Origin of the sequence: Rhizobium sp. BIGb0125 (assembly GCF_024810055.1) — a bacterium.
In the GTDB taxonomy this organism is placed as follows: Bacteria; Pseudomonadota; Alphaproteobacteria; order Rhizobiales; family Rhizobiaceae; genus Agrobacterium.
In genome coordinates, this window is the sequence record NZ_JANUDV010000005.1 from 513,520 (window position 1) to 528,529 (window position 15,010).

General features: G+C 54.7%; 18 protein-coding genes. 11 read left to right on the forward strand and 7 right to left on the reverse strand.

Annotated elements, in window-relative coordinates; genetic code table 11:
- Window positions 1-95 precede the first annotated feature (95 nt).
- The 3 genes from hpf to M2418_RS16815 all read left to right on the forward strand — a co-directional run bounded on the left by hpf (window position 96) and on the right by M2418_RS16815 (window position 2,484).
- Entirely contained in the window at window positions 96-671 is a 576-nt protein-coding gene (gene hpf / locus M2418_RS16805) for a ribosome hibernation-promoting factor, HPF/YfiA family (RefSeq protein WP_192486634.1), read from the forward strand.
- A gap of 72 nt (window positions 672-743) precedes the next feature.
- Window positions 744-1,205: a PTS IIA-like nitrogen regulatory protein PtsN gene (ptsN, locus tag M2418_RS16810; protein ID WP_192487797.1), complete on the forward strand. Its 462-nt coding sequence runs from the start codon at window positions 744-746 to the stop codon at window positions 1,203-1,205.
- A gap of 133 nt (window positions 1,206-1,338) precedes the next feature.
- Window positions 1,339-2,484 carry a dienelactone hydrolase family protein gene (locus tag M2418_RS16815; RefSeq protein ID WP_250983300.1) on the forward strand — a complete coding sequence of 382 codons (1,146 nt, stop codon included), beginning with the start codon at window positions 1,339-1,341 and terminating at the stop codon, window positions 2,482-2,484.
- Between the two features lie 60 nt (window positions 2,485-2,544).
- On the opposite strand, the gene grpE is transcribed toward M2418_RS16815, so the two are convergent.
- Together grpE and hrcA are read right to left on the reverse strand one after the other, a co-directional pair.
- Window positions 2,545-3,195 (reverse strand): nucleotide exchange factor GrpE, encoded by a 651-nt coding sequence (gene grpE / locus M2418_RS16820; protein ID WP_259147946.1) that lies wholly within the window; start codon window positions 3,193-3,195, stop codon window positions 2,545-2,547.
- A gap of 119 nt (window positions 3,196-3,314) precedes the next feature.
- Window positions 3,315-4,406 (reverse strand): heat-inducible transcriptional repressor HrcA, encoded by a 1,092-nt coding sequence (gene hrcA, locus M2418_RS16825; protein WP_192487796.1) that lies wholly within the window; start codon window positions 4,404-4,406, stop codon window positions 3,315-3,317.
- Window positions 4,407-4,592: 186 nt separating this feature from the next.
- On the opposite strand from hrcA, the gene rph reads away from it, so the two are divergent.
- The 3 genes from rph to hemW are packed head-to-tail and all read left to right on the forward strand — an operon-like array spanning window position 4,593 to window position 7,173.
- Window positions 4,593-5,309 carry a ribonuclease PH gene (gene rph, locus M2418_RS16830; protein WP_192486631.1) on the forward strand — a complete coding sequence of 239 codons (717 nt, stop codon included), beginning with the start codon at window positions 4,593-4,595 and terminating at the stop codon, window positions 5,307-5,309.
- Between the two features lie 14 nt (window positions 5,310-5,323).
- On the forward strand, window positions 5,324-5,968 hold the full coding sequence (gene rdgB, locus M2418_RS16835; protein WP_259147949.1) for an RdgB/HAM1 family non-canonical purine NTP pyrophosphatase: 645 nt from the start codon (window positions 5,324-5,326) through the stop codon (window positions 5,966-5,968).
- Entirely contained in the window at window positions 5,968-7,173 is a 1,206-nt protein-coding gene (hemW, locus tag M2418_RS16840; protein WP_250983682.1) for a radical SAM family heme chaperone HemW, read from the forward strand. Before rdgB ends, hemW begins: the two co-directional genes overlap by 1 nt.
- Before the next feature lie 18 nt (window positions 7,174-7,191).
- Here hemW and M2418_RS16845 read toward each other — a convergent pair whose 3' ends face one another.
- Window positions 7,192-7,503 carry a SelT/SelW/SelH family protein gene (locus tag M2418_RS16845; RefSeq protein ID WP_250983297.1) on the reverse strand — a complete coding sequence of 104 codons (312 nt, stop codon included), beginning with the start codon at window positions 7,501-7,503 and terminating at the stop codon, window positions 7,192-7,194.
- A gap of 130 nt (window positions 7,504-7,633) precedes the next feature.
- Here M2418_RS16845 and M2418_RS16850 point away from each other — a divergent pair, with 130 nt between their 5' ends.
- Entirely contained in the window at window positions 7,634-8,083 is a 450-nt protein-coding gene (locus M2418_RS16850) for a DoxX family protein (protein ID WP_250983296.1), read from the forward strand.
- 121 nt (window positions 8,084-8,204) lie between these two features.
- Window positions 8,205-8,960: a type 1 glutamine amidotransferase gene (locus M2418_RS16855; RefSeq protein WP_250983295.1), complete on the forward strand. Its 756-nt coding sequence runs from the start codon at window positions 8,205-8,207 to the stop codon at window positions 8,958-8,960.
- A gap of 613 nt (window positions 8,961-9,573) precedes the next feature.
- Here M2418_RS16855 and M2418_RS25805 read toward each other — a convergent pair.
- Window positions 9,574-9,666: a hypothetical protein gene (locus M2418_RS25805; protein ID WP_352230562.1), complete on the reverse strand. Its 93-nt coding sequence runs from the start codon at window positions 9,664-9,666 to the stop codon at window positions 9,574-9,576.
- On the opposite strand from M2418_RS25805, the gene M2418_RS16860 reads away from it, so the two are divergent.
- Together M2418_RS16860 and M2418_RS16865 are read left to right on the forward strand one after the other, a co-directional pair.
- Complete coding sequence (locus tag M2418_RS16860) at window positions 9,665-10,399, forward strand: GH25 family lysozyme (protein WP_405049440.1); 735 nt, start codon at window positions 9,665-9,667, stop codon at window positions 10,397-10,399. The genes M2418_RS25805 and M2418_RS16860 overlap by 2 nt on opposite strands.
- 150 nt (window positions 10,400-10,549) lie before the next feature.
- The gene (locus tag M2418_RS16865; protein ID WP_192486625.1) at window positions 10,550-10,903 is read left to right on the forward strand and encodes a hypothetical protein; all 354 of its coding nucleotides are present in this window, start codon (window positions 10,550-10,552) and stop codon (window positions 10,901-10,903) included.
- 135 nt (window positions 10,904-11,038) lie between these two features.
- Here M2418_RS16865 and lepA read toward each other — a convergent pair whose 3' ends face one another.
- The 3 genes from lepA to M2418_RS16880 all read right to left on the reverse strand — a co-directional run bounded on the left by lepA (window position 11,039) and on the right by M2418_RS16880 (window position 14,411).
- Window positions 11,039-12,877, reverse strand: coding sequence for a translation elongation factor 4 (lepA, locus tag M2418_RS16870; RefSeq protein ID WP_259148043.1), 1,839 nt, complete (start codon window positions 12,875-12,877; stop codon window positions 11,039-11,041).
- Between the two features lie 61 nt (window positions 12,878-12,938).
- On the reverse strand, window positions 12,939-13,808 hold the full coding sequence (locus M2418_RS16875) for a carbon-nitrogen hydrolase family protein (RefSeq protein ID WP_259147956.1): 870 nt from the start codon (window positions 13,806-13,808) through the stop codon (window positions 12,939-12,941).
- A gap of 3 nt (window positions 13,809-13,811) precedes the next feature.
- Window positions 13,812-14,411 (reverse strand): GNAT family N-acetyltransferase, encoded by a 600-nt coding sequence (locus M2418_RS16880; protein WP_259147958.1) that lies wholly within the window; start codon window positions 14,409-14,411, stop codon window positions 13,812-13,814.
- Between the two features lie 108 nt (window positions 14,412-14,519).
- Here M2418_RS16880 and M2418_RS16885 point away from each other — a divergent pair, with 108 nt between their 5' ends.
- Window positions 14,520-14,921 carry a ketosteroid isomerase-related protein gene (locus tag M2418_RS16885; RefSeq protein ID WP_259147960.1) on the forward strand — a complete coding sequence of 134 codons (402 nt, stop codon included), beginning with the start codon at window positions 14,520-14,522 and terminating at the stop codon, window positions 14,919-14,921.
- Window positions 14,922-15,010: the final 89 nt, after the last annotated feature.

A 15,010-nucleotide genomic window follows, 5' to 3' on the forward strand; every position in this document is an offset into this window, starting at 1 on the left:
GCCGCAGCAAGGCCAAAGAGGTCTGGAATCGCTTGGATGAGCGCGTGGCTTGACGTAAGCTGGTATTCGCAAATCACTACAAAAAGGAAAATTCCATGAGTGTGCGTGTATCTGGTAAGCATATGGAGATAGGTGAATCGTTCCGTCAAAGGATCGAGGATGCGGTCGGCTTGGCGGTTACGAAATATTTCGATGGGGGGTATTCTGCTCAAGTTACTGTTCAGAAATCGACGTCCCATTTTTCGTGCGACTGCAAGCTGCATCTGGACACCGGAGTGGTTCTTCATGCTGCGGGAGAAGCAAACGAGCCGCAAGGCAGCTTCGACGCAGCAGCGGCCCGAATCGAAAAGAGGCTTCGACGCTACAAGCGCAAACTGAGAGACCACCATGCTGGTGGGCACGTCCCTTCCTTCGAGGAAATTCCTTATACGGTTATGGACGCCGTTCCGGATGAAGATGATGAAGTGCCGGACGATTACGCGCCAACAATTGTCGCGGAAAGCTCGAAACAGATTAAAACCATGTCTGTGGCAAATGCCGTGATGGCACTTGATATGACAGACGAACCGGTCCTGCTTTTCCGCAGCCCGGGAACCGAATACCTCAATATCGTTTATCGTCGTCACGACGGTAATATCGGCTGGATTGATGCAGCCGCGATAAAGGGTTGAACAGTCGGAATACGTTTGGCGGACGTGGTCACCACGCCCGCCAATCACTCCGGTGATACAAAGGAAGACGAAATGGCATTGGCAGACCTGCTGCAACAAGATGCGATTATCCCCGCCCTCAAGGTAAATTCCAAGAAACAGCTTCTCCAGGAACTTGCTGCAAAGGCATCCCGGATTACAGGTGTTCCGGAACGCGAGGTATTTGACGTCATTCTGCAACGGGAACGGCTTGGTTCCACCGGTGTTGGACATGGCATTGCCATTCCGCACGGCAAACTCGAAAGCATTTCATCGATCGTCGGTGTATTTGCACGTCTGGAAAGCCCCGTGGATTTCGAGGCGCTGGACGACCAGCCTGTTGATCTGGTGTTTTTGCTGCTGGCGCCTGAAGGTGCAGGTGCTGACCACCTGAAAGCCCTCTCACGCATTGCCCGCGTTCTGCGCGACCAGGATCTAGTTGCCAAGCTGCGTGCAACCGATTCGGACACGGCAATATATGCCTTCCTGAACCAAGAGCAGGCCAACGCCGCTTGAGGCTGCACGACGGCGTGCAGCAGTCTATCAACAGCGACCTGCTTTAATAATCCCCCTTAAAATCAATTCCGATTTTTCATTCCATGCGGTAAATCAACCGTCATCAGACGTGAGCGCTGATGACGGAGGATGCATGGAGCCGGAAAAGCGTGGGGCCAGCGTTGGTGATGACTGTTCATTTGACCTCGACCAGATGCCTGATGTGCAAATGACCGGTGTAACCGGAGACCACCTGCCGGTTTTCAGTGAGCGACTGAAACAGCGACTGACCTATTCAATGGCATGGACGCCTGAGGTCAGCGATCTCGAGGACTGGAAGGCTCGAGCTCGAGCAAAGATCTGGGAACTCACTTGGCAGACACCAGACAGAACTGGTTTTGATCCCGAAATTGTCGATGAAATCGACCGTGGTGATTTTATTGCCCGGAAGATTGCGTTCAACCTGACGCGCGACAGCCGGGTTATTGGCTTGCTCTTGTTACCCCAGGGCAAGGGACCATTTCCGGCAACTGTTTTCTACCATGACCATGGTTCCAAATTCGATATCGGCAAAGAAAAACTAATTTCGCCTTGGGATGGTCCAGATAAGCTGCACTCCGCACAAGGGTGGGCAGATAGACATTTTTCAGGAAGGTTTCCCGGTGACGAGTTGGCACGCCGCGGTTATGTCGTGCTTGCAGTCGACGCACTCGGCTGGGGTGATCGCGGGCCGTTGACGTATGATGGACAGCAGGCGCTGGCGGCCAATTTTGCCAATATGGGGAGTTCCCTTGCCGGTCTGATGGCGCTTGAGGACACCCGCACCGCAGAATTTTTGGCCAGCATGCCAGAGGTCAACAAACAACAGATCGCATCAGCAGGGTTTTCCATGGGCGCATTCCGCGCCTGGCAGGCTGCGGCTCTGACCGACACTATCACCGCGACGGTGGTGGTAAACTGGATGGCCACAGCAAAGGGTCTGATGGTACCCGGCAATAACCAGCTGCGCGGTGGTTCTGCGTGGCACATGGCCCATCCGGGCCTTATGCAGTTTCTGGATTATCCCGATGTTGCAAGCCTTGTGGCGCCGCGGCCCATGCTGGTCTTTGCCGGCAGGGAAGACAGGCTTTTTCCAGTCGGCTCCGTTACTGAAGCCCTGCAAAAAATGGGGAGCGTATGGGCTGCATGGCAGCGTGCAGACTGCCTGGACAGCAAAATCTGGCCAGGTGCCCATGTTTTCGAAGCCGAGCAGCAGGACTACGCGTTTGATTGGCTCGATCGGCAATTCTCCCGATCCTGATACTAAAAAACCCCGGCTGATGACCGGGGTTTAAAAGTTTCAAACGAGGGTGATCAGAGATCACGCATCTTTTTCATTCAGGCTGCCAGTACCTGGCTCAGCCCCTGCTGCGGCTTCACCCTTTGGGCCACCCTTGGCAACACCGACCATGGCAGGACGCAGAACACGGTCACCAATGGTGAAGCCTGCCTGAACGACCTGAATAACCGTATTGTTGGGAACCGCAGGGTTTGGAATTTCAAACATCGCCTGGTGGAAGTTCGGGTCGAACTTTTCACCTTCCGCTTCGATCTTGCGAACACCGTGGCGTTCAAGGGTCGAAAGCATCGAACGCTCGGTCATTTCAACGCCTTCGATAAGACCTGCAATGCCGGCTTCAGCATTTTCCTTCAACTCGGCAGGAATTGCTTCGAGCGCGCGACGAAGATTATCTGATACGGCCAGCATATCGCGGGCAAAACCAGCCACCGAATAAGCCTTGGCATCCTTCACATCGCGTTCTGTGCGGCGACGCAGGTTGTCCATTTCAGCAGCAAGGCGCAGGAACTTGTCGCGCAGGTCGTTGTTTTCCGCCTTTAGCGCCTCGGAAGGATCAGGTGTTTCTTCGACAGGCGCGAAATTTTCATCAACCGTAGCGTCCGCTACAGTTTCTTCATATGCCGTTTCCGCTTGCTTTGCGTCAGATCCGGTCTTGTTCGTGTCGTCGGTCATGACGGTCTCCAGATTAAATTTTGATGTTGCGCCCGATATCGATGTTTGACGGGCAAAAATCAAGGCTTAGCCGCCATTCGGTGCGCAAAGAACTGTCAGTTGAGGAATATGGCAGCTAACTATAGCGGTTTTCGCGATAACCGCCCCATCAACTGTGCCGTATAATCGACCATCGGCACAATACGGGAATAGTTTAGCCTTGTCGGCCCGATAACGCCAACAGCACCAACAATGCGATTGTCATCATCACGGTAAGGCGCGACGATCAGCGATGAACCGGACAGAGAAAACAACTTGTTTTCCGCCCCGATAAAAATACGTACCCCCGGCCCGCTTTCAGCCAGGTCGAGAATTTCAATCAGATTGTCCTTGCGCTCCAGATCGTCAAACAGCAGGCGCAGGCGATCCATATCTTCTTCGCTGCCAAGCCCTTCCAGCAGATTGGAGCGTCCCCGAACAATAAGACGGCCGGGTTTACCCTCTTCGCTATCGCCGGCCCAAACGGCCAGACCACGTTCCACCAGATCCTGCGCCAATGTACCAAGTTCGGTCTGCACCTGTAATTTCAGCGCATTCAGTTCACTTCGCAGTTCATCCAGTGTCTGCCCGGACAAGTGGGCATTGATAAAATTGGCAGCCTCCGTCAACTGCGAAGATGTGATGCCGGCCGGCAGATCAATGATACGGTTTTCCACCTGATTGTGTTCACCGACCAGAATGGCGAGTGCTTTGAACGGCTCAAGCCGGATGAACTCGACATGTTTGATGACCACATCGTTTTTGGTGGTTATGACTAGCCCAGCGCCCCGCGACATGCCCGACAGGGTCTGGCTGGCCTGCGTCATCATTCCCTGCAGGGGTTGTTCGCGATTGGACAGTGGCGCGATATTCCGATCGATATTGGCGCGTTCGTCATCAGACAAGTTTCCGACCTGCATGAAGGCATCGACAAAAAACCTTAGGCCCGAATGTGTCGGCAGGCGGCCCGCACTGATATGCGGCGAATAAATAAGTCCGAGCTCCTCCAGATCGCTCATCACATTGCGAACGGAGGCAGGTGAAAGCGACATGGGCAAAAGCCGCGACAGGTTACGCGACCCGAGCGGCTCTCCCGTCTCGAGATAACTTTCTACGATACGGCGGAAGATTTCGCGCGAACGTTCGTCGAGCGACGCGAATTGATCCTGTGCTATCGGAATGGAAAAACCCATATTGACCGTCATCTCTGTCGATTGCCTGAGACCATCAACTATAATCACTGATCGACCTTCGGCAAAACGGAAATTCCACTTCCCAAGATCGGTTTTGCGGCGCAAAACCGGGATAGATGGGCCAGAGCCTTCCAATTGCTTGGGAAAGGCACTAGAAGGCTCCGACCAATTCAAGAGGAGTCCGTCATGCGGCCGTCAGGCAGAAAAACAGACCAGATGCGCAAGGTTTCATTCGAGCGCAATTTTTCCAAGCACGCCGAGGGCTCCTGTCTCGTCAAGTTTGGCGATACGCATGTACTTTGCACTGCGAGCCTGGAAGAAAAGACCCCACCATGGCTGCGCAACAGCGGCAAGGGCTGGGTGACTGCTGAATATGGCATGCTGCCGCGCTCTACCCATGAACGCATGAAGCGCGAAGCTGCATCCGGCAAGCAGGGTGGACGCACACAGGAAATCCAGCGCCTTATTGGCCGTTCCTTGCGCGCTGTCGTTGACCTGCAGGCGCTGGGCGAACGCCAGATCAGCATCGACTGCGACGTCATTCAGGCCGACGGCGGTACCCGTACCGCTTCCATTACTGGCGCATGGATTGCCCTTCATGACTGCCTGAAATGGATGGAAAGCCGCAACATGCTGAAGGTCGAAAAGGTTCTCAAAGACCATATCGCTGCCATTTCCTGCGGCATTTTCGCAAACCAGCCAGTTATCGATCTCGATTATCTTGAAGATTCGTCTGCTGAAACGGACGCAAACTTCGTCATTACCGGTTCCGGCGGTATCGTTGAAATCCAGGGCACTGCCGAAGGCGCACCGTTTAGCGAGCAGGAATTCCTGACGCTGCTCGGTCTTGCCAAGACAGGCTGCGCCGAACTGGTTTCCCTGCAAAAGCAGGCAATCGCCTGAGATCCGGATAAGACATGCGTAAACTCGACACCCGCACCATCGTCGTTGCCAGCCACAACAAGGGCAAGATTGCCGAAATTGCCGAGCTGATCGGTCCGTTCGGTTTTTCGGCAAAGTCGGCGGCAGAACTGAACTTCGAAGAGCCGGATGAAACCGGCACGACTTTCGAGGAAAATGCTGCGATCAAGGCGCTGGCCTCGGCGAAGGCTTCCGGTCTTCCAGCTCTGTCCGATGACTCCGGTCTGGTGATTGATGCGCTCGACGGCGCCCCCGGCGTTTACACCGCCAATTGGGCAGAAACCGCCGATGGTACGCGCGATTTCGCCATGGCCATGGAAAAGGTTGAAAAGGCGCTTGCTGACAAAGGTGTGACAGATCCAAAGGATCGTGCTGCCCGCTTCGTCAGTGTTTTGTGCCTTGCTTGGCCTGATGGTCACACGGAAATGTTCCGTGGCGAGATCGAAGGAACTGTTGTGTGGCCGCCACGCGGCACGGCAGGTTTCGGTTACGATCCGGTGTTCCAACCGGAAGGTTTTGACACGACGTTCGGTGAAATGCCGTCTGAACAGAAACATGGCTGGAAGCCAGGCGACGCGACTGCACTTTCGCACCGTGCCCGCGCCTTCAAGCTTTTTGTTGAAAGCTGCCTCGAAGCATGATGACCAGCGCCGGGAGCGGTACTCTATCTGCACCCGGTGCTACTCTATTGCCTGATACCGGGGAACCCGGTTTCGGAATATATGTGCATTGGCCATTTTGCGCGGCCAAATGTCCTTACTGCGATTTCAATAGTCATGTCCGCCACAAGCCGGTCGATCAGGAGCGTTTTACAGCTGCGTTTCTGAAGGAAATGCAGACCATGCGCACGCTTGGTGGCCCTAAGGTTGTCAGCAGCATCTTTATGGGTGGCGGCACGCCATCACTCATGGAGCCTTCGACCGTCGGCGCCATTCTTGATGGCATCGCCAAATACTGGCATGTGCCCGACGGGATTGAAATCACTATGGAAGCCAACCCGTCCAGCGTCGAGGCTGAACGCTTCCGCGGCTACAGGGCCGCGGGCGTCAATCGCGTGTCGATGGGCGTTCAGGCTCTCAACGATCGGGATCTGAAGTTTCTGGGACGTCTGCATGACGTCGCGGATGCGCTGAAAGCCATCAAGCTGGCGCGCGAGATTTTCCCACGCATGTCGTTTGACCTGATCTATGCACGTCCCAATCAGACGGTGGAAGAGTGGGAAAAGGAACTGGCCGAAGCAATTTCCTACGCGGTGGACCATCTGTCGCTTTATCAGCTGACAATCGAAGAAGGCACAGCCTTTTACGGGCTGCACAAGGCCGGAAAACTGATTGTGCCGGATGGGGAGCATTCTGCCGTGCTTTACGAGGCAACGCAGGAGATTACCGCCCGTCACGGCATGCCGGCCTATGAAGTTTCCAATCATGCCCGCCCCGGCGCTGAAAGCCGCCATAACCTGACCTATTGGCGTTATGGTGACTATGCTGGCATTGGTCCCGGCGCGCACGGACGCCTTTCGCAAAGCAAGGTGAAACTGGCGACCGCCACAGAGCGCAACCCGGAAGCGTGGCTTGAACTGGTTGAGCGGCAAGGCCACGGCATGATCGATCAGGAAATGCTGGGTTATGACGAGCAGGCAGACGAATTGCTGCTGATGGGCCTGCGCTTACGCGAAGGGATCGATCTGGTGCGCTGGCAGTCGCTGTCCGGGCGCGAACTGGACCCGGACCGCGAAGATTTCCTCATTCAGCATGGTTTCGTCGAGCGTCTCGGCAATTCGCGCATTCGCTGCACGCCGTCAGGTATGTTGATCCTCGACAGCGTGGTTGCAGACCTCGCTTCGTGAGGTCATACATTCCGCAAGTCAGGTATCCAGCCCCTCATCGGCTTTCCGATCCGTATGGCCAAGATCACGTTCGGGATCGATCACGTCACGAATACGCTGCTTTAGATCTTTGGGTCCGGGAAACCCGCCATCTCGCTTGCGCTCCCAGATAAGAGTGTCATTTACCGTGATCTCAAAACGGCCACCGGTCGAGGGAACGAGTGCAACTTCGCGGAGGTCCTGACCAAAGGTTTGCAGCAATTCCTGCGCCATCCAGCCGGACCGCAGCAGCCAATTGCACTGTGTGCAATAGACGATGGCAACACGGGGTTTGGCGGTCGTATCGTTCACGGGCTTCTCCATCATCAAATCTCGTTCACGGAAATATTAACAAAAATAATCATGTTTTGACACGATGCTTGATTGTCTTCACGTCATACAGCTTTAGAGAAAACACCATGTTCAATTCATGGAGTTTCTTATGACGAATAAAATTCAATCATCGCAGCGTCTCATCGTTCCGGCTATCGCACCCGTCTATAACAGCACCCATCAAATCGTTGAAACCATTCTGCGTGTTGCTGCCGGTGTTCTTCTTGTGACGCATGGCTACGGCAAGATCATGGACCCCTTTCGCGCCGTTGGCATGGTGGAAAGCCTTGGTTTTTACCCCGGCGTGTTCTGGTCACCTTTGCTGGCCGCGACAGAGTTTTTCGGCGGCATTCTGATTGCCATTGGTCTTTTCACGCGTCCTGCAGCTTTTGCCGCAACTATCGTTTTGCTTGTGACCGTTTACTTCCACGGCATCGTCAAAGCCGAGGGCTTGGCGGGCAGTGAGAAGTCGATCCTGTGGGCCGCTATCTTCCTGTTCTTTGCAGTGCGTGGCGGCAACAGCCACTCCGTGGATGCCAAGCTGAAAAAAGTGTTCTGATCTTTCTGACGCGCACAGAAAAATAGCTTCGACCAAAGGTGGCCAGCGCTGCCTTTGGTCTTGTCAAGCGACCAGTCGCATGGTCAATTTAGCGCGCTAAATTCGCTTACAGGTAGACTTCATGCGCGTCGCAATCATTGAGAACATGGCAGGTACACCCCACGGACAAGTGGGCGCCGCCCTGGCCGAGGTTAACGCCGAGCTTGACGTGATCAGCGTTTATCTCGGCGAGGCTGTGCCTGACAATGCAGACAGTCACGATGCGCTTGTGGTGTTCGGCGGCGAACAAAGCGCCGTGGACGACGAAAAATATCCCTACCTGCCCAGACTTGCTAAATTGATGCGTGACTTTACCGAAGCGGATAAGCCGGTTCTCGGTATCTGTCTCGGCAGCCAGTTGTTGGCGCGTGCCCATGGCGGCGAAAACCTGCTGAAGGTGACGCGTGAATTTGGCTGGGAAAATATAGAGGTCAACGAAGAAGGCCGACAGGATCCAGTGTTTTCCAGTGTTGGCGATAACTTCCGTATTTTCCAGTGGCACTATGACAGCTTTACATTGCCACATGATGCGGTGCGGCTAGCCTCCAATGGCGCAGCAATCAACCAGGCTTTCCGGATTGGCCGCGCCTCCTACGGTACCCAGTTTCACTTCGAGGCAGACACCTCGGTGGTTGAGGGTTGGCGCAGCAATTTTGCCGACAGCATTGAAACGATTTCACCGGGCTGGCTGGCCGGTTATGCCGACCAGAAGGCACAAAACGGCACACAGGCTGACGTGGCGGGACTTGCCCTGGCCCGCGCCTGGGTAAAGCTGATCGAGCAGAATGACAACACCACGCAAAAGCAGGATCAGCAACCGGTTCTCGCCGGCTCGTAACGCTCAAAAACCGCGGTTCCGGCCTTATTGTCATTTTTTCAGCAAGCTTTGCGTGTGGTTGACAAGGCCTTAACGGCGTTCACCCACATTCATCAATCCTGCCACATTTCGCGGGCCTGAATTTCAAGTCTCTAAAAATGAATGGATTTTTACCATGTGGTCTCGCCACATTTCCTAACAGATCATCATGGTTGGCAGGTTCGGTTTCCGCTGAATGCGGCGCCGAAACCTCGGAAAATAGCCGTTTTACGGCCATAAACACATTCTGGTCGGACGCAATTTAATCTTTCTTGATAATTGTTCTTTAATCCTAGCAGAACGTTAGCGAGGAGGCTTTTCTCGTATTTTCTGTTTTGTTTTGAGTACGGATTCCCATGCGTTCATCTGTTGTGCCAGCATTGCTCCTTGCCTGCCTGACACTGTCCGGCTGTACATCCAGTTCTGGGCCAGAGAGCATCATGACAGGTGTTTCCTCTCCGTCCAGAGAAGTCACCAGCTCTGTAACTCCGACATCCGGCCCCATTCCTTCGGCGACAGTTGGCGCCGCACAGGCCTCCGGCTCGAATGAGCATCAGGAACTGCTGGCATGGGGCGGTCCCGTGCCGGAAGAACCTCAGGCATTTTCCGTTGTCGCGCCAAACGTTGGCATGCCGGTTCCCGACCAGCGCCCGGTCACGATGGCGATGGCAGCAAGCCCGGCGATCATGGCAGGCCCACAGGTACGCTCTCGGATCTATAGCCGCCAGTTCCGTGACGCTAAGCCGATCAATTTCGGCAAGGTTACGCCTAATCATTACGCCGTGCACGGCGTCGACGTTTCGCGCTGGCAGGCCAATATCGATTGGCAAAAGCTGCGCACACAAGGCGCAAACTTTGCCTATATCAAAGCAACCGATGGCGGCGACCATCTTGACCCGATGTTCAAGACCAATTGGAGGCTGGCCAAGGAAGCAGGTATTCGTCGCGGTGCTTACCACTTCTTCTACTGGTGCCGCCCGGCCAGCCATCAGGCCGAATGGTTCATTCGCAACGTGCCGCGGGACCCGGATGCCCTGCCGCCGGTGATCGACGTTGAATACAACGGTGAGTCCAGTTGCAAGATGCGTCTTCCACGCGCCAAGGTTCTGGAAAAGATGCAGGTGTTTATGGACATGCTGGAACGCCATTACGGCCAGCGTCCGGTTATCTACACCGCACCTGACTTCTACAAGGATCACCTGTCCGGCGAATTCCTCAACTATCCATTCTGGCTTCGTGCCGTTGCCCAGCATCCTTCCAAGGTTTATCCGGGCCGCAAGTGGGTGTTCTGGCAGTATTCCGGTTCGGGCCTGTCACAAGGCGTGTCCGGCAAGATCGATCTGAATGTGTTCAACGGCAGCATCGAAGACTGGCATCGCTGGGTCGCCAGATCCGGCCCGGCTCGCACCGCCAGCCGCTAGGGTTACCATTAAGACAAACTAAAAGCGCCGTGGATAGCCCCGGCGCTTTTGTCATTTATGGCCAACGTTCCTCATGTTTTAAACCCTTGTTGACCGCAACTGGAACTCTTTTGCCGATCACGCGTTCTTGATCCAGAAGGAGGAAGTAACATGACGTATGATCCAAATGACAGAAATCCTGAACTTCGCCCACGGCCGGATTTGAATCCAAATGTGCCACCGCATATTGATCCAAATCTGGCACCGCCAGCACGCTCATCATCATCATGGGTTCCGTTCGGCGCTCTGATTGTGCTCATTCTGGCGGGTGTATTTATCTGGTCGCAGATGGGTGGTCCAACAACGGACCCAACAACAACATCGTCAACGACCACACCGCCAGCCGCAACGGAGCAGGCTCCCGCAGTTCAGCCTATGGCACCAACAACGCCAGCTGAGCCGCCAGCCAACAATGCTGCGCCTGCTGCCCCAGCAACGGGTGGTGGCACATCGACCACCCCATAACCTAACGGTTACCGGGAGGAGCGAGAGCTGTCCGTCTTTCGAGGCGGGCAGTTTTCTTTTTACAGACTGTCTATTCGGAACAAAAAAGGGAGGCGTTCACCTCCCTTTTTTGTTGTGGATTTTGATGTGTAACGCTTAGTCGTCGCTCATCTTCAGGGCAGCAATGAACGCTTCCTGCGGAATATCAACCTTGCCGAACTGACGCATGCGCTTTTTGCCTTCCTTCTGCTTGTCCAGAAGTTTGCGCTTACGGGTGGCGTCACCACCATAGCACTTGGCTGTCACGTCCTTGCGCATGGCTGAAATCGTTTCACGGGCGATGACGTTTCCGCCAATAGCCGCCTGGATCGGGATCTTGAACATGTGGCGAGGGATAAGATCCTTCAGCTTTTCGCACATGTCGCGACCGCGCTTTTCGGCAGCGGTACGGTGCACCAGCATAGAAAGCGCATCCACCGGTTCGCCGTTGACCATGATCGACATCTTGACGAGGTTGCCTTCACGATAACCATCCAGATGGTAATCGAAGGACGCATATCCCTTGGAGATGGATTTCAAGCGGTCGTAGAAGTCGAACACAACTTCGTTCAGCGGCAATTCATAGGTAATCATCGCACGCTTACCGACATAGGTGAGTTCGGTCTGGACGCCGCGGCGATCCTGACAGAGCTTCAAAATGCCACCAAGATAATCGTCCGGCGTCAGAATGGTCGCCTTGATCCATGGTTCACGAATTTCGGCAATCTTCACCACATCCGGCATATCAGCCGGGTTGTGCAGCTCGCGCTCGGAGCCATCGGTCATCGTCAACTGGTAGACCACCGAAGGTGCAGTCGCGATCAGATCGAGATCGAACTCACGTTCGAGGCGCTCCTGAATAATTTCAAGGTGCAGAAGACCAAGGAAACCGCAGCGGAAACCGAAACCGAGAGCGGCGGACGATTCCATTTCAAACGAGAACGACGCATCGTTGAGGCGCAACTTGCCCATGGCGGCACGCAGGTCTTCGAAATCTGCCGCATCGACCGGGAACAGTCCGCAGAAAACCACAGGCTGGGCGGGCTTGAAGCCCGGAAGAGCCTTTTCGGTCGGGCGCTTATCTTCAGTGATGGTATCGCCAACGCGCGTATCCGCCACTTCCTTGATCGAGCCGGTGATGAAACCGATTTCGCCCGGGCCGAGGCTATCGACAGCGACCATCTTAGGTGTGAGGACGCCGACGCGCTCCACCTGATATTTCGCATCCGTGCCCATCATGCGGATGGTTTGACCCTTGGTCAAAACGCCATCAAGCACGCGCACCAGAACCATGACGCCGAGATAGGTGTCGTACCAGCTATCGACGAGAAGCGCCTTCAGCGGGCCCTTTTCACCAAGCTCACTCTTCGGTGGAGGCAGCTGATGGACGATGGCTTCCAGCACGTCTGGAATACCAAGGCCGGTCTTGGCCGAGATCAAAACAGCTTGGCTGGCATCAATGCCAATGACTTCCTCGATCTGTTCCTTGATACGATCCGGCTCTGCAGCGGGCAGATCGATCTTGTTCAGAACGGTAACGAGCTCGTGGTTGTTATCGATCGCCTGATAGACGTTGGCCAGCGTCTGGGCTTCTACGCCCTGCGATGCATCCACCACCAGTAGCGAGCCTTCGCAGGCAGACAGAGAGCGCGAGACTTCATAGGCAAAGTCGACGTGGCCGGGGGTGTCGATAAGATTGAGAACATAGGTCTCACCATTGTTGGCCTTATAGTGCAGACGCACGGTCTGGGCCTTGATGGTAATGCCGCGTTCGCGCTCGATATCCATATTGTCGAGCACCTGCTCGGACATATCGCGTTCGGCAAGACCACCGGTCGACTGGATCAACCGGTCGGCCAATGTCGATTTGCCATGGTCGATATGGGCAACGATCGAGAAGTTGCGGATATGGTCAAGCGGGATGCGGTTCGGATTTGTGCTCATGCCCCGGGCTATAGCAGGGGCTTCGATAGTCGAAAAGTGGGAATTCGTTAAAAGGCCACTAAATATGGGCCTTTCATACGTCAAATTGCTCCGGCCAGTCACGGCGGGTGGCCACCTGCCCGTCGGTTCGCAGTTTTGCGACGGCGCCGAGATCGATGTCAGTGATCAGCCAATGGCTATCGACCACATTGTCGCTTTCGCTTTCTGCCACAATGCCCGAAGGCGGCATGCCGTAGTCAGAGGGAACGTAGAGAGCTGCGCGGCCACGATTTTCATCAACCGCTGGTGACCAAGGTGCTTCACCCGCTGTTGGGGAGGACAGTACGGCATACTGATTTTCCAGCGCGCGGGCCTGCGCGCCGATGCGCACCCGGAATGCACCAGCCAGCGTGTCAGTGCAGCTGGGTGCCAGAACTAACTCAACACCCAGTTCCGCCAGCTTGCGTCCAAGCATCGGGAATTCGTTATCGTAACAAATCAGGATGCCGAGTTTGCCAACCGGCGTGTCAAAGGCCTTAAGCCCCTCGACACCGGCGGCAATGTTCCATTTTTCCCGTTCAAACCGGGTCATGATCTGCTTGTCCTGATACCCGATGAGCCCGTCCGGTCCAAACAGCCAGGCACGGTTGCGGTATTTGCCATCTGGGTCCTTGACCGGCGCGCTGCCCGGCTGAAACACGATACCGTGGCTGCGTGCCAGTTCTTCACACAGTTCCAGCCAAGCCGGCAGCAGGGGCTGCAGCGCATCGATGGACTTGTGCAGATCGGAGCGGATATCAGCCGGCAGCAGGCCGGTCAGTGTCAGCGCGGAATATTCAGGTAAAAGCGCAAGTTCGGCACCGTCCTGCGCCGCTTGTCGTATCAAAGCGCTTAAATGTGCAACGTAATCTTCCCAGCTTTCGATGAGTTCAATGGCGTATTGGCAAGCGGCAAGTCTGGTCATGAATTACGCCTCGATCTTTCGCATCCAGAAGGAAAGGGTTTTCGGGCTTTTTGCCGTTTCATCCAGATCCTGCCAGGTGAATGTGGTGCTCAGTTCCGGCTTATGGACGTAACCGCGATTTTCCCAGAAACTGTTGAGTGGTTTGTAGTCTGTGGGCCGTCTTGGATGATCCACAGGACGTTCCACCGCACAGAAGGTGCAATAGTCAAAACCGCCAAGCCGTTTTGCCTGCGCCTCTCGCTCTTCAAAAAACCGAACACCAGCGCCCTGCCCGCGATATTGTGGCAGAAGCACGCTCTCACCGAAATAGAAGATTCGATCAGGATTATAACCGGCTGCGATGAAAGGCTTTTTCACCTCATCGGTCTCTGACGCCATTGGAATTCCCGTCGACATACCAACGACTTTGCCGTCATCCAGCGCCAGCACCACAACGGCACCTTGTGAATTGGCATAGGTGGCCAGATATTCCCGCTCATGCTCGATCGTGCCGTCATACAGATAGGGGAATTCCCGGAAAACACCGATACGCAAACGGGCGAGGTCATCAAAATAAGGTGCAATATCGGCACCGGATGCGGATTTGATTTCGAGTGCTTTCATGTCAGTTGAGATACTTTCCGATATACAGCATTTTCACCTTGGTTGTGCCCGGTTATATCGTGACGACCAAAGTGAGCCAAGTTCTGTTGCAGACCCATGGAGATAAAGATGACAGCAGTCGCCACCATCCACGCCTATTACGATGCTTTCAACCGTCAGGACATGGATGCTTTCCTGGCCCTGCTCGACGAAAACGTCGTTCACGACATTAATCAGGGTGAGCGCCAGACTGGCAAGGCGGTGTTTGCGAAGTTCATGGATCACATGAACCGTTGCTACAAGGAAACCCTGACCGACATGGTGATTATGGCCAGCGAAGACGGCAAACGCGCGTCTGCAGAATTTGTCGTCAACGGTGAATATCTGGTGACCGATGAAGGTCTTCCAGAGGCCAATGGACAGAAATACGTGCTTCCGGCGGGTGCCTTCTTCGAATTAAAGGACGGTAAGGTTAGCCGGGTAACAAACTATTATAATCTGAATGACTGGATAGCTCAGGTCGGCGCATAAGACTATCAAGAACGACGAACCTGCTTTCACGCAGGTTCGTCACTTTTCGAATATTCCACTATAATACCAATTGACTCCATTATAAGAGA